This is a genomic window from Paenibacillus sp. EC2-1, from assembly GCF_049311625.1.
GTDB lineage: Bacteria > Bacillota > Bacilli > Paenibacillales > Paenibacillaceae > Paenibacillus_AQ.
Map to the genome: position 1 here is coordinate 4199223 of NZ_CP186006.1, position 13561 is coordinate 4212783.

The 13561-nt window shown below is 44.5% G+C and carries 14 protein-coding genes; all 14 read right to left on the reverse strand.

What is annotated here, in order from left to right:
* Nucleotides 1–124 precede the first annotated feature (124 nt).
* Nucleotides 125–1636: a PLP-dependent aminotransferase family protein gene (locus tag ACK8P5_RS19555; protein ID WP_422657923.1), complete on the reverse strand. Its 1512-nt coding sequence runs from the start codon at nucleotides 1634–1636 to the stop codon at nucleotides 125–127.
* A gap of 90 nt (nucleotides 1637–1726) precedes the next feature.
* A complete protein-coding gene (gene trpB, locus ACK8P5_RS19560; RefSeq protein WP_422657924.1) occupies nucleotides 1727–2941 on the reverse strand; it encodes a tryptophan synthase subunit beta in 1215 nt (404 codons plus the stop codon).
* Between the two features lie 9 nt (nucleotides 2942–2950).
* The gene (locus tag ACK8P5_RS19565) at nucleotides 2951–4405 is read right to left on the reverse strand and encodes a UbiD family decarboxylase (protein ID WP_422657925.1); all 1455 of its coding nucleotides are present in this window, start codon (nucleotides 4403–4405) and stop codon (nucleotides 2951–2953) included.
* Nucleotides 4402–4707, reverse strand: coding sequence for a chorismate mutase (locus tag ACK8P5_RS19570; RefSeq protein ID WP_422657926.1), 306 nt, complete (start codon nucleotides 4705–4707; stop codon nucleotides 4402–4404). The genes ACK8P5_RS19565 and ACK8P5_RS19570 overlap by 4 nt, the downstream gene beginning before the upstream one ends.
* Nucleotides 4708–4719: 12 nt before the next feature.
* Complete coding sequence (locus ACK8P5_RS19575; protein ID WP_422657927.1) at nucleotides 4720–5319, reverse strand: anthranilate synthase component II; 600 nt, start codon at nucleotides 5317–5319, stop codon at nucleotides 4720–4722.
* Nucleotides 5300–6808: an anthranilate synthase component I family protein gene (locus ACK8P5_RS19580; protein WP_422657928.1), complete on the reverse strand. Its 1509-nt coding sequence runs from the start codon at nucleotides 6806–6808 to the stop codon at nucleotides 5300–5302. Before ACK8P5_RS19580 ends, ACK8P5_RS19575 begins: the two co-directional genes overlap by 20 nt.
* Before the next feature lie 23 nt (nucleotides 6809–6831).
* Nucleotides 6832–7179 (reverse strand): cupin domain-containing protein, encoded by a 348-nt coding sequence (locus tag ACK8P5_RS19585; protein WP_422657929.1) that lies wholly within the window; start codon nucleotides 7177–7179, stop codon nucleotides 6832–6834.
* 57 nt (nucleotides 7180–7236) lie between these two features.
* Entirely contained in the window at nucleotides 7237–7920 is a 684-nt protein-coding gene (locus ACK8P5_RS19590) for a flavodoxin family protein (protein WP_422657930.1), read from the reverse strand.
* A 27-nt stretch (nucleotides 7921–7947) separates the two neighbouring features.
* A complete protein-coding gene (locus tag ACK8P5_RS19595; protein ID WP_422657931.1) occupies nucleotides 7948–8247 on the reverse strand; it encodes an AzlD domain-containing protein in 300 nt (99 codons plus the stop codon).
* A complete protein-coding gene (locus tag ACK8P5_RS19600) occupies nucleotides 8244–8963 on the reverse strand; it encodes an AzlC family ABC transporter permease (RefSeq protein ID WP_422657932.1) in 720 nt (239 codons plus the stop codon). Before ACK8P5_RS19600 ends, ACK8P5_RS19595 begins: the two co-directional genes overlap by 4 nt.
* Entirely contained in the window at nucleotides 8960–9745 is a 786-nt protein-coding gene (locus tag ACK8P5_RS19605) for a B3/4 domain-containing protein (RefSeq protein WP_422657933.1), read from the reverse strand. Before ACK8P5_RS19605 ends, ACK8P5_RS19600 begins: the two co-directional genes overlap by 4 nt.
* A 212-nt stretch (nucleotides 9746–9957) precedes the next feature.
* The gene (locus ACK8P5_RS19610) at nucleotides 9958–10131 is read right to left on the reverse strand and encodes a hypothetical protein (RefSeq protein ID WP_422657934.1); all 174 of its coding nucleotides are present in this window, start codon (nucleotides 10129–10131) and stop codon (nucleotides 9958–9960) included.
* A gap of 48 nt (nucleotides 10132–10179) precedes the next feature.
* Nucleotides 10180–11220, reverse strand: a complete 1041-nt coding sequence (locus tag ACK8P5_RS19615; RefSeq protein ID WP_422657935.1) for a protoglobin domain-containing protein — start codon at nucleotides 11218–11220, stop codon at nucleotides 10180–10182.
* A gap of 269 nt (nucleotides 11221–11489) precedes the next feature.
* Complete coding sequence (locus tag ACK8P5_RS19620) at nucleotides 11490–13385, reverse strand: PrkA family serine protein kinase (RefSeq protein WP_422657936.1); 1896 nt, start codon at nucleotides 13383–13385, stop codon at nucleotides 11490–11492.
* Between the last annotated feature and the right edge of the window lie 176 nt (nucleotides 13386–13561).

Consider the following 13561-nt stretch of genomic DNA (forward strand, 5'->3'; position numbering starts at 1 on the left):
ATTACGTTCCTCAATGTCCTTCTTATATTCTAAATTAAAACTGCCCCCTCGTAAGTTAGACATCATCTAACTTATGAGGGGGCAGTCTCATTTCATAATCAACTAACCCTCTTCCTCGGTCACTTTATTTGTTCGTTAAAGCAGATACAGCACACGACATCTGATGAATCCCCGTTCTTATCTGATGTTCTGACAAGTTAGAGTACCCTAAGATAAACGTCGCCTTACTAGGTTCGGTATGAAAAAAATAACGGGAAGCCGGATAAATCTTTGCTCCGAACTCAAACGATTTTTGAGCGATGAACTCTGCATTTATATTCGTATCCAGTTCGATCAGAAGATGAAGTCCTGCCTCGTCTCCGAAATACCGAACCTCATCTCCAAACTCATCTTGCAGCGCTTGAACCAGACATGCTCGGCGTGAAGCATACAGCTTTCCCATCTGACTGATATGCTTGGCATACTGTCCGGATTGTATAAATTCAGTAAGCGCTTCTTGCTCCAGCACAGGTGTCATCCGGTCCGTAATCCATTTTATCGACAGAAACGGCTCGATGAGGGAGGCTGGGAGAATAACATATCCGATTCGTAAAGCAGGAAACAATGTTTTGCTAAAGCTTCCAACGTATATTACTCGTCCGCTTGTATCCAGTCCTGCTAAGGCTGACACCTTTTGCCCAGCATAGCGATACTCACTATCATAATCATCCTCAATAATGAATGATCCATTCTTTCTTGCCCAATCTAAAAGCTCGATTCTGCGATTCAGGGTCATCGTGACCCCCACGGGAAATTGATGGGAAGGAGTGACATAGATCATTTTAGGAACAACATCACTGTGGCTGCTGTGCATCTTAATACTCCTGGCAATCTCCTGCACACAAATTCCTTCCTCATCCACAGGTACAGGGATTACCTCACCACCTGAGTAGCTGAAGATCTCACGAAGAACATCATGCGTGGGATCCTCAACCAGCACTGGGGCGCCATCACCCACGCATAATCTAGCAAGAATATCCAAAGCTTGCGTGGCACCTGTTGTAATTACTATTTGTTCAGGCGTCGCTGGAATGGACCGGGTTGAACGCACCAACCGCGCAATTTCCTCCCGCAGAGCATAAGATCCTTCTGCAGGTCCATAAGATAGCGTGGCAGGTGTAGCTCTTCGGCATGCCTCAACCAAGCATCTCTGCCAGCGATCCATCGGGAACATATCCCAAGCAGGAACACCATGCCGAAAATCATTAGGGACGTTTATTCCTCCATGTGCGTGGCCGACAGGTGGTGAACTGGTAACCAAAGTCAGGTTTGGGACATTGGCTATCATCTCATAGTCCAAATTAGGATCATGGCCTATCGGTTCTGCATCAATCGGGGCTGCATTCGAAGCAATAAAGGTTCCGGCACCTCTCTTCATTTCCAAGTATCCCTCGGTCTGAAGCTGCTCATAAGCTTTAATAACAACACTCCGAGAAACATCAATCTGCTCTGCCAAGAACCTTGTTGAAGGTATTGGGTCTCCTGGTCGCAACCGTCCTGCCTCAATGGCTTGCACAATCTGTTCGTAAAGCTGTCTAGTCAAAGACGTATCCACTGCTCTATCGATTCGGACCAACAATTCGTGTGCCAGATGCATCCTCCCCCTCCCACAACTTATATCTATAATAATGGATGTAAGCCTCCGACACGAATGGTCGGAGGCCTGTTATCTCAAGCAATCTTTATATCACACATGTTGTAAGTTAGAACGTTCTTGCAACATATCATACACCTGGGCCACATCCTTATCGCCCCGGCCAGAAAGACTTACTATAATAATTTGGTCCTTCTGCATGGTAGGAGCGACTTTCATAGCATGGGCAACTGCATGAGAACTCTCAAGTGCAGGAATGATTCCTTCTGTCTTAGAAAGCTTCAGAAAAGCATCCAAAGCTTCCTCATCATTAACCGTCACATAATCAGCTCTGCCAATATACTTGTAGTAGCTATGCTCAGGTCCAACACCGGGATAATCCAATCCTGCCGCAATGGAATGACAGTTATCTGCGTCTTCCATAACATAGCATCTAAATCCATGAATAATATCCGGTTTCCCAGTTGATAATGGAGCAGCATGAATGCCAGACTCGATTCCTTTTCCGCCTGGCTCGACTCCAACAATGGCAACCTCAGCATCATCTACAAAAGGATAGAAGAGTCCCATAGCATTTGAACCACCGCCTACACAAGCTGTAATCAAGTCAGGGAGCCGTCCTTCTTTCTCTAGAATCTGCTGCTTAGCTTCCCTTCCGATAATCGATTGGAAATGCCGAACCATAAGCGGAAATGGATGCGGGCCTACAACCGAACCGATCAGATAGAAGGTATCCTCGTAGTTTTTGGAGAAATCATTTAAAGCTTCATCCACAGCTTCCTTCAGTGTACGATTCCCTGACTTCGCTGCTACTACCTCAGCTCCGAGCATCTGCATACGGAACACATTTAAAGCTTGTCTTTCAATATCAACCTCTCCCATATAAATGGTGCAAGGGATATTTAACAATGCGCACACGGTAGCTGTGGCAACCCCATGCTGTCCAGCACCTGTTTCAGCAATTATCCGTTTAACGTTCATTCGCTTAGCCAGCAGAGCTTGTCCAATCGTATTATTGATTTTATGCGAGCCCGTATGGTTTAGATCCTCACGCTTAAGATAAATTTTCGCTCCGCCTAGCTGCTTCGTAAGTCGCTCAGCATAATAGAGCGGATTGGGTCTGCCCGCATACTCTTTTAAGTAATACTGAAGTTCGCGTTCAAATTCCTCATCATTTTTGTAATGCTGAAAGGCCTCATTCAGTTTTTGTAGAGGTAGCTCCAGTTCCTGAGGCACATACGTCCCTCCAAATTGCTCCCCCTCTTGATCTCCAAATACGCCGTCTGCCGAAACTTTTATCATACTCATAAGATTCCCCTATCTTTTTGGTGGTTTTGAAAAAGAAGCTCTAACAAAATGACTCTTAAGTTGAAATGGCACGGTACAATCAAAAACAACTTTGGCTGTCATGCCCGGCTCCTTAATTGAAGGAGACATCCCAGGCTGCTGCGAAGGATCAAGATGAAATCCTGGAAGGCCCGTAAGGATCAACACATCCTTGTCAGCCTGAAACCGGGTAGCCATAGCCCACCATACCTCCTCCTCACTGAAGAGATTCACATCCTCATCCACCAGTACAACCTGTTTGATCATGCGAAAAGAACGAATGATTTCGATGCCGGCCTGCCTGACGATCGCATCGTCCTGCTCATTCATTTTATGGAACTGTGCGAACATTAATAACTGCCCACCACCTGCAGAGCTGCAGTAAGCATTCGTCATTAACGGTGTTATCCGATCACGTACAAAACGAAGTACTTCCGCTTCCATACCTATGGCTAACAAGTTGGATTGTTCGTAGCCCGGACCAATTACTGTCTGAAAGATAGGAGTCTCGGAAGATGTGATACCGTGAATTTTGACAATAGGTAAGCCGGGGTGTGCCTTTCCGTCATAACCTAAAAATTCCGGTAGCGAATGCCCTCCGGACTCTCCTTCCGGAGCGTAATCATGCGTGATTTCTCCTTCGAGTACATATTCCGCGTCTGCCAAACAATCTGCCGAGACGGATAAACACGAGGAAATTTGAACAGGTCGATTACGTAATCCCCCGGCTATAGACAACTCATTACAGCCCTGAGGAGCAATGGCTCCTGTACAGCAAGAAGCAAAATACACCGCTGGATCAAGACCGATGTTAATGGATATAGGCAGAGGCTTACCTAACTCTTTAGAGGCACGATAGAATCCTTCCAGATGACGGCCTGGAACCATCCATATGGTCAATTCATCTTGACTCTTAACCCATAATCGATGGATCGATATATTGCTCTCACCTGTTACCGGATGTTTAGCAATTACTAAACCAAGCGTAATAAAAGGTCCTGCATCCTTAGGACTCATCGTCGGGATCGGCAGTTGAAATAAATCAACTTCTTGATGCACAACCGTCTGGCACGGGGGATGAGAGCACCTCACAGGTTCCACAGGTCTCTCCACCGCACCAAGCAAATAATCAGCTATGTGCTGTTCATTCGCTCCTAGTAAAAGAGCACATCGCCTCCTTGTTCCGAACATCCCTACAAGAACAGGTCGATTCATCGGAATAACCCGTTCATAAAGAACGGGTAATCCCGGGCCTGTAGGAGGGGCAATCGGTACCCCGCCTCCATGGACCGCATAATGGGCGGCCAGTTCATACTGAGCTTCCACAGGAGCCGCTATACGCTCAGGACCTTCTCCTTGCTGATTCAGAAACAACAGAGCTGTCTTCAGATCACAGACCGAATGGACCTCAGGCAGCTTCCGATCGTGTTCTAATGAAACTTTCACACGCCTGATCCTTCTGCCGTTTGACGGCTACGGAGATAATCCAGCTGCATGTCTGTTAGGACTGTAATCAGCGTCTGGTAGGTAGGAACAGCAATCTCAGGTTCCAATCCATTCTCCTCAGCCAGCTTAGCTACCTTATCTAGGACCTGCTGTACACGGTCACAGGAACGAACAGACTCCTCATCCGTTTTCAGTACCATGACTTGCTTCACAACTTTAGTTCTTTCCGCAATGAGCGCAACAATCTGACGATCTATACGATCGATTTCCTGGCGATGCATTGTAAGATTCTCTTGATTCATAGAAAAACCCTCCTATATCATCTGAATTTTTGGGGAAATACTCACATAATTTGCGATAAAGTTCTGAATTAACTGCAATCCGCTTTCCGTATATACACTTTCAGGATGAAATTGTATGGATTCGATTGGGAACTCTCTATGCCGCAGACCCATAATATACCCGTCATCTGCTGACTCGGCAGTAATTTCAAGACAATCTGGGAAGTTGTCCTTACTTACAATTAAGGAATGGTAGCGTGTCGCACGAAAAGGATTATATAGCCCTGAAAAACATCCTTTGCCATCGTGGATAATTTGACTCGTCTTGCCATGCATCAAATGGTCTGCTCGCTTAATGGTTCCACCAAATGCGAGGCCAATAGCCTGATGTCCAAGGCAAACACCAAGAATCGGAAGTTCTGTGCCATATCGATGAATCAGCTCTGCATACCTTGCTTCAGAAGGGTGACCAGGACCAGGTCCAAGCACGATAAAATCAGGAGCCAATCGGTCGATCTGATCAAACTGAAATTGATCATTACGAACAACCTCTAACTGGACACCCGCTTTCATAAGATACTGACAGATAATATAGACGAAACTATCGTAAGCATCAATAACTAAGGCTTTCATCGAGTATCTCCTTTCCGGTTACGGCCCAGAATAAGGCGCCCATCTTATGATAGGTTTCTCTCCATTCATTCTCGGGCTTGGAATCAGCTACCACACCCGCAGATGCACGGATCGAATACAGGTTAGGTTCGTGATGCACCGCTGTTCGAATGCAGAGCGCCATATTAACAAAACCACTAAAATCAATAAATCCAAGAGCACCTGCATAGGCACCACGTCGTGTGGTTTCCAGCTCTTCAATGATTTCCATTGCCCGCACCTTTGGAGCTCCTGTCATGGTCCCTGCTGGAAATGTAGCTGAGATAATATCATACATGTCCTTACCAGGTACTTTGATTCCACTCACACTTGATACAAGATGGTTTACATGCGAATATCGTTCGATCACCATGAGCTCTTCCACCGTTAACGTTCCTTCACGACATACTCGGCCAATATCATTCCGACATAGATCTACTAGCATGATGTGCTCGGCTACTTCCTTCTCGTCTGTCATTAACTTCTCAACAAGTTGTTTGTTCTCTTCCTCGGTTGCGCCCCTACTGCATGTACCCGCTATAGGGCGCATTGTAATGGTCCCTCCCTGAATTTTCACAAACAACTCCGGGCTAGCTCCAATCAACGTCATATTTCCGAATGGAGCCATATACATGTAGGGAGATGGGTTTCGTTTTCTAAGACGATAGTAGACATCCATAGGCAGAATATCGCTGTGAATATTGATCTGATTACCAAGCTGTACTTGATATATATCACCCATAGAAATATAGGATAGCGCCTTTTGGACGTTGTCTTCGTAAACCTCTCGCTGAATTGTATGTTCGATTGCAAATGGCTCGATAATATCTGCCACTGGCTGGTCCTCACGGATCAACGTTTGTTGATCTAGAATGCTGCAAATATCCGCAGCATGGATATCCTCCCACGCTTCATTTGACTGATTCAGAACTAATCTGGCCGTTTGTTCAATCAGATTATATTCCACCAACCCTTGATAGATGGATAACACGATATCGGGCACTCTACCATCATTCGGAATATGCTCAGGCAGCTTTTCGACCGACCACGCCGTATCGTATCCCAAATATCCAAAAAATCCAAAGCTGAAAGCTTCTCCCGGCTCTGATACAGATACTGAGAACCTCGATTGAACAAACCGAAAGAAATTCCAAAGTCCATGTCGTTCATATAGATGCAGTTCATTTCCCTTTTGCATAAGTAGTCCTTCTCTTATAGCCCCCAAGCGTACCTGGTCAACAATGGATTTCATTCCTTCCAGACGAACCTCGGTTCCAAACGTTGTGATGGAAAACAACGGTCTGAATCCGATGATCGTACTTTGAGCATCTTTAGATGGACCCGACAAAGATTCGAGGAGATAGACCTCCTGCTGTCCGAACTGCTCTTTAAGTGACAAATAAGCCTTCAAAGGATCTTGGAATACTAGGTTATGAACTTCGGTAACTACCTTAATGGCGTTAATACGCAAGATGAACTCACTCCCCTTATTACTTATTCCATCTCATCCATGACAAATACTAACGTAGAACTCCCGTCCTTACCTTGTGATCGGTGAGGATCACCATCCGGAATGACGAAGCCCATACCCGGGCTGCACGACACCTTGCGGTCTTTATAATGAATCGTAAATTCACCATCCAAAACATAACCAACATGACCTTTGAGACACCAGTTTTCTTCATTAAATCCTGGGGGTAGCTCTAATAAGCGAATACGTTTGTTGCCAATGTAACTGATCTTCACTCGTCCATTCGCACCCGGCTTATCCCAGTGTGTCCACTCCATATTAGGGAAATCAATGCCTCCCAAAGCCTCAAGTTCTTTAATTGTCATTGTCATCTTCGTCAACCTCCAATATTTTATATAGATAACCCCTGAATGCTCAGGACATATCTTCTAAATCAGCGATTCTTTTAAACGCATAAGTGTGTTTTCACTAATCATTCGTTCATTGGCTTCGTTATAGGTTAGGAAGGCGTCGTTTGTCATGCGTGAATAACGCTTCATCACAGAAACCATGTCTACCATACGCTCCACCATTCTCCTTACCGAGTCCATACCTTCCAGATCATCAAATGCCTCGTTCGTCTTCCCTGCATGTAGCAGAGCGGGAAAACCGCTGCCTACCATAATCATTCGGTTTAATAAAATGTTACTGACAAGTTGGGAATATACATGCTGATGGTTATATCGACGCCCAGTTACGATAGCTCCTCCGACTTTATTTGTAAGAGGTCTATCGAATCGGAGATAACATACACCGGCCCGCTCAATGAATATTTGCATAAGGTGTCCCATACCGAAACCATGAACAGGAACCGCGTATATAATCCCATCTGCTCTGCTCATCCGTTCCGTAATCTTCAGCATATCATCATGAAAATCACAAGGATTTTCCCGATAATTACAATCTCCACACTGACCACATGCGGATATATTGAAATCTCTTAAATTCAGAACCGATAGATTAGCATTCTTTTGGAGGGCTACTTCTTTGGCATACTGCAAAATTTGATCCGTATTTCCTCCCACGCGGGTAGAACCGCATATCGCAAGAATATCTGCTGTAACGTTATCCACTGTGAACTCCTCCTTCGGCCAAAATATTTATACAATTTTAACAAGTACTGCCACAGCAACAGAGGCAGCAATAACACCGAATAAGGGTACCTTTTTGGTAAGGACTAGAATGACGGATACAGCACCCGCTGCAACCCCAACCCATAATGAATCTTTATCTACATAAAAAATACTTGGAACAGTCAGTGCACTAAGTACAGCTAGCGGAAGATGATCTAGAAATCCACTGCTTTTCTTCTCTACTTGGGATTCCTTTATTAGCAGTAGAGGAGCTGCGCGGAAGAAATAGGTGATGAGGCCCATCGCAAGAATCAGTAATATCGTCACTTCGCTTCACTCCCGATTTCTTTTTGCCTAGGCGTGTAAAAACCTACGCATGCGCCAATCAGCATAGCTACAAGCACGGACGAAGTTCCCAGTAAGGGCTGCAGCAACCAAGATGACAACGCAGCGGATAGACATATCCCTAGATTTCTTCGATTACCTAAAAGTTGAGGAATAATCAGAGCGATCAATAGTGCATAGAGTGAGGTATTCAGAGCAGGCAAGATGAATGTAGGAATATAATTAGCCAGCATGATCCCAGCATAAGTTGAGATTAAGGTCACGGCATACGGAGGGAATTCCAGCCCTATGAGATAAGGGACAGATAGATGACTTCCTTTACTGGTGTTCTTATGTGACATCATGCTAACCGCATAAACTTCTTCCGTTAGCCCAAAACCGACAATGCTTTTTAACGTGGCTCTTGTACCGCGTTCTAGCCTTTGAGACAAGGACATACTGATGAAGAAATATCTTAAATTGATGATGAAAGTCAGCAGAAGAAGTATAGGAGCTGCGGTTCCAGCTGCCAAAAGTTGCGCACCTATAAACTGACTTGCTCCGGCATAAACAACCGCTGACAGAAGAAACACTTCCCAGCCGCTAAGCCCGAGTGATGTGCCGACCAGTCCGAATGTAATGCAAGCGGGGATGTATCCGATGACGATAGGGACAGAATCGTTCAATCCTCTTTTCATTTGGCCTAGTATGTTGGTCATGAACTCGGTAGTTCCTCCCTGTTTAGCAAGTGAAATGTATGTTCAGGCGAGGATTTATGTATAAAAGCACATTCACAAAGACCTCCTTTAGTGAAAGGCTGCAGCAATTCATTTAAAAGAAATGTGGTAGCCTCAACCAGGACCTTCGCCTCCTGATGTACAGCTTCTATCGTAAAGAGCATCTGGGATGAATCAGATGTTGTTTTGATCATGTCACTTTGTCTCCAGTTCCAACGTCTCGAATGAGCCCTGAAATCTTGATCAGCATAAATAATCTCACCGGGTGCAGGCACTTCGTACTCTTCAGGTTTGCCGATTGGATAGAATCGCTCATTTCCTTCCGCCTGACGAATGACAAATTCAGATATGTCTGATATGTCGCAAGATGCAATGGGAATTCTGGATTTTAGTGATATGGCGTTGCATAGATTAACCAAGGTATTAATCCGTGCCAGCTCTCCTTGTTCGACGACACGTCTGATTAGAGACTCCGCAGCACAAGGATACCTTGCAGGTTTGACACCAAATTGACTATATACTTTTCTCCAAGCTGCAATTGTGGGCAGCTCACTAATCTGTTCCTTCTGTAGCCCCGAGTTCGATATTTCCTGCTCCATATGTTTCAGTAGTGCCAGTACTTCGTTATCCTTGTCCAGATTCGAAACAGGAGCGGCAGCAATTAATCCGACATGTAAATCAGGAGCTATTTCAAAAACATCTTCAGAAAATCGGACTGAAAATTGTCTATCCTTGCCGTTAAGCGGTGTGGAAGAATGTGTCATTTCAAGATCCTCCTCGTCAATATATGGAAAATCATACCTTATATATACTATTAATGTAAACGACCACTTTTTGACCAGTACACCATACCACTTTTCATAACTTTGATTTGACTGGATGCACAAAAAACCCTAAATGGCAAAAGCCACAGGGTCGTTGTAGTAAAGTATATTAAAATAATAGAAATTGGTCTTTTATGGAATCGACATTAAGGTCACTTCCTCAATTTCTCCCAAGTTGCACCAATAGCAAATCCACACGCAATTCCTATTCCAATTCCTATTATTAAATTATCGAATATCACGCCAAAAGTTGTTCCTAGAGCAATTCCTAGTGCTACGCCAGTTCCAATGTATCTTCTCGGTCCCGGATTGTTCCCGCCGTCCACATGCGTTCCCTCCCTTGCCTAAGAAATCCAAGAGCTAGGTACTACCTATCATCTGATAATTGTTGTATCCATCATCTTTGATGTTGTACTATGCTGCAGTGCTTCCAGATCTGCGGCCAGCTTCTCCATCATCTTAACGAATGCCGACAACTCTTGGGAGCTAGCTGCCTGGTTACGAGCATTGATCGAAGTCTGCTCCGACTCATGTTCCACCATTTTAAGCTTCCGAATAATGCCAGACACCTTCCCTTGAACTTCATCCATGGCTGTTCGGGAATGACTTGCAAGCTTCCGAACCTCTCCAGCAACAACCTCGAATCCACGTCCGAATTCACCAGCATGCGCTGCTTCAATTGCAGCATTCAGGCCAAGTAAATGACTTTGATCTGATATTTCACGAATAAGCGAACTCATCTGTTCGATCTGAAGGATCTCTTGGTTAAGCTCTTCCGTAAGCGTGTGAGCCTTCTCCTGCGCTTCCGCCGTTTTTGTAGCATTATCAGCCATTAGAACGGCGCTCTCATCCAGTTCAACGATCATCGAAGTGAGTTCCTGAACCGCTGAAGTAATCGCTTCCAACATATGCTCCTGCTCATTAACAAGCGTTTGGATGCGCTCCTTCTCTTTTATATTGTAAGCTTCTAGTACAAGCTGTGAATCTAGATTAAACATTTTACTTAAAGCATGAACTACCCGTACCCAGTTATCCGGTACGATCTGTTGCAATAAATCTGCGGCAATATCCAGATATACCATATAGCTTCCTAAGTAATAATCTGTTGACAAGCCGATTCGAGAATGGACCTGTCCAATTTTGATCCGATGATTAATATATTTATCATCAACGAGTCCGTCTGTCAGCGACATCCAGTAAACGCGCTGGGTCTCCTTCAATCTGTCCACCGTTGAAGTATTGTCGATGATTCTCATCAATTCAGGTTGTGTTCCAATCTGATCATAGAATCGTGTAACGACTTCCTCCACTACTTGCTTAAATATTTCACGATGATTAGCTAGAAGCAATAATTCTGTTTCTTTCAACCCGAGATAATCTAACTGTCTGCGTCTTTGAGGGGATACGTCGATCATGTCGAAAAAATTCACTCCCAATTCAGTGATAAATATCACTTAATTTTTAACTTTGGGTTCATTATAGACTATTTCTACTATATCCACATAATCATAAAGGCCTAATTGACCGTGTAAATGCACTTTTAAATTACATATAGTTGATAAAATTCCACATAATGTGATTAAAATCTTCAGGAATCGAGTTTGAACAAAACACAACTCCTCCTAGCCATAAAAAAAGAAGCATAGTGACCTACATCCTAGTCACCACGCTTCTTATAAAACTTTTACCGGTTCAGCAAACTCCCCACATAACGCAGAAGCTCATTTGCACATACCGGGCAATATCCATGCTCTTCGATCAGACGTGAACTAACTTCATTTATTCTTTTCAGTTGTACAGCATCCGGAGTTTTCGTTGAAGTCGTAATTTTCACGATATCCTTAAGATCTGCGAACAGCTTTTTCTCTATCGCTTCACGTAAACGCTCATGGTTATGGTATTCAAACTTTTTCCCTTTCCGGGAATAGGCCGATATCCGAATCATGATCTCTTCACGGAATGCTTTTTTCGCGTTCTCCGATACACCGATCTGCTCTTCAATGGAACGCATGAGCCTTTCGTCTGGGTCCATCTCCTCATCGGTTAGAGGATCTCGTATTTTACTCCAATTGCAGAATGCTTCAATATTATCGAGATAGTTCTCAAATAGTGTCTTGGCAGACTCCTCGAATGAATATACGAAGGCTTTCTGAACTTCTTTCTTTGCAAGGTCATCATATTCTTTTCGCGCAGCGGAGATAAAGTTTAGATACCGTTCCCGCTCTTCCTTCGTGATCGAAGCATGTTGATCCAATCCATCTTTAATCGCCCGCAGCATATCTAACGCATTAATGCACTGAAGATCTTGCTTGATCAAAGCACTTGAGATTCGGTTGATGACATAGCGCGGATCTACCCCTGACATCCCTTCTTCCAAGTATTCGTTCTGCATCTCCTTGAGATCTGCCTCTTTGTAACCCTCGATCTCTTCTCCATCGTACATACGCATTTTTTTGATGAGGTCCATTCCTTGTTTTTTCGTCTCCTTCAAGCGTGTCAGAATAGAAAATATAGCAGCCGAGCGCAGCGCATGCGGTGAAATATGGATATGCTTCATATCGCTTTGTCCGATCAGCTTTTCATATATTTTCTCCTCATCACTTACTCTTAGGTTATAAGGAATCGGCATTACGATCATCCGTGACTGTAGCGCTTCATTTTTTTTGTTGGCAATGAAGGCTTTATACTCTGATTCATTCGTGTGAGCAACGATGAGTTCATCTGCGCTAATAAGCGCAAACCTTCCAGCCTTGAAGTTACCCTCTTGTGTCAGGGAGAGTAAATTCCATAGAAACTTTTCGTCACATTTCAGCATCTCCTGGAACTCCATCAGTCCCCGATTCGCCTTATTCAGTTCACCATCAAAGCGGTAAGCCCTTGGATCTGATTCTGAGCCGTATTCTGTAATGGTTGAGAAGTCGATACTACCCGTTAGGTCTGCAATGTCCTGTGACTTCGGATCTGACGGGCTGAATGTACCAATACCTGTTCGACCTTCTTCAGAGATCAAGACACGCTCTACCATGACCGACTCAATATCACCATCATATTCGGTTTTAAGCCTCATCTGACAGGAAGGGCATAGGCTTCCTTCAATCCGAACCCCTAGCTGCTCTTCCACCTCAGGCCTTAGTTCCAGTGGGATCAAGTGTAGCGGTTCCTCGTGCATTGGGCACCCCGCAATGGCATATACGGCCCCACGCTCTGTCCGAGAATGCTTCTCGAGTCCACGCTTTAAGAGCGTAACTAGCGTCGATTTACCACCGCTGACCGGCCCCATCAACAGCAAAATCCTTTTACGAACATCCAGCCTACGGGCAGCGGAGTGAAAATACTCCTCTACAAGCTTTTCAACTGCACGATCAAGCCCAAATATCTCCTGCTCAAAAAACTTGTATTTTTTTCGGCCGCCACTCTCCTCAAATCCATAAGATTCGATCATGTCGTACACGCGCGCATGCGCGGTCATGGCGGGAGAAGGATCCTTCTTAAGTATTTCAATATATTCCCTGAATGTGCCGCTCCATGCCAGACGATCGCTTTCTGCCCGATACGTTGCTATGCGTTCGAAAATATCCATACCGCTACCTCCTATGACTCTGATTATGAGGATTGGCTCTCATTCCACTCGTGTCGTTTCACTATAAACCCACCGAAAAAGTGTATTACATACCTATGCGGCACTGACCGAATAGTTGACCATATTTTCGAAGTTAAGAGCTTACTTTTTCCTCGAATGAACTCGGGACGTCTTGT

Coding starts and splice junctions, on each gene's coding strand:
- ACK8P5_RS19555 (WP_422657923.1), bottom strand. CDS start 1,636: ATGCATCTGGCACACGAATTGTTGGTCCGAATCGATAGAGCAGTGGAT.
- trpB (WP_422657924.1), bottom strand. CDS start 2,941: ATGAGTATGATAAAAGTTTCGGCAGACGGCGTATTTGGAGATCAAGAG.
- ACK8P5_RS19570 (WP_422657926.1), bottom strand. CDS start 4,707: ATGAATCAAGAGAATCTTACAATGCATCGCCAGGAAATCGATCGTATA.
- ACK8P5_RS19575 (WP_422657927.1), bottom strand. CDS start 5,319: ATGAAAGCCTTAGTTATTGATGCTTACGATAGTTTCGTCTATATTATC.
- ACK8P5_RS19585 (WP_422657929.1), bottom strand. CDS start 7,179: ATGACAATGACAATTAAAGAACTTGAGGCTTTGGGAGGCATTGATTTC.
- ACK8P5_RS19600 (WP_422657932.1), bottom strand. CDS start 8,963: ATGACCAACATACTAGGCCAAATGAAAAGAGGATTGAACGATTCTGTC.
- ACK8P5_RS19605 (WP_422657933.1), bottom strand. CDS start 9,745: ATGACACATTCTTCCACACCGCTTAACGGCAAGGATAGACAATTTTCA.
- ACK8P5_RS19615 (WP_422657935.1), bottom strand. CDS start 11,220: ATGATCGACGTATCCCCTCAAAGACGCAGACAGTTAGATTATCTCGGG.
- ACK8P5_RS19620 (WP_422657936.1), bottom strand. CDS start 13,385: ATGGATATTTTCGAACGCATAGCAACGTATCGGGCAGAAAGCGATCGT.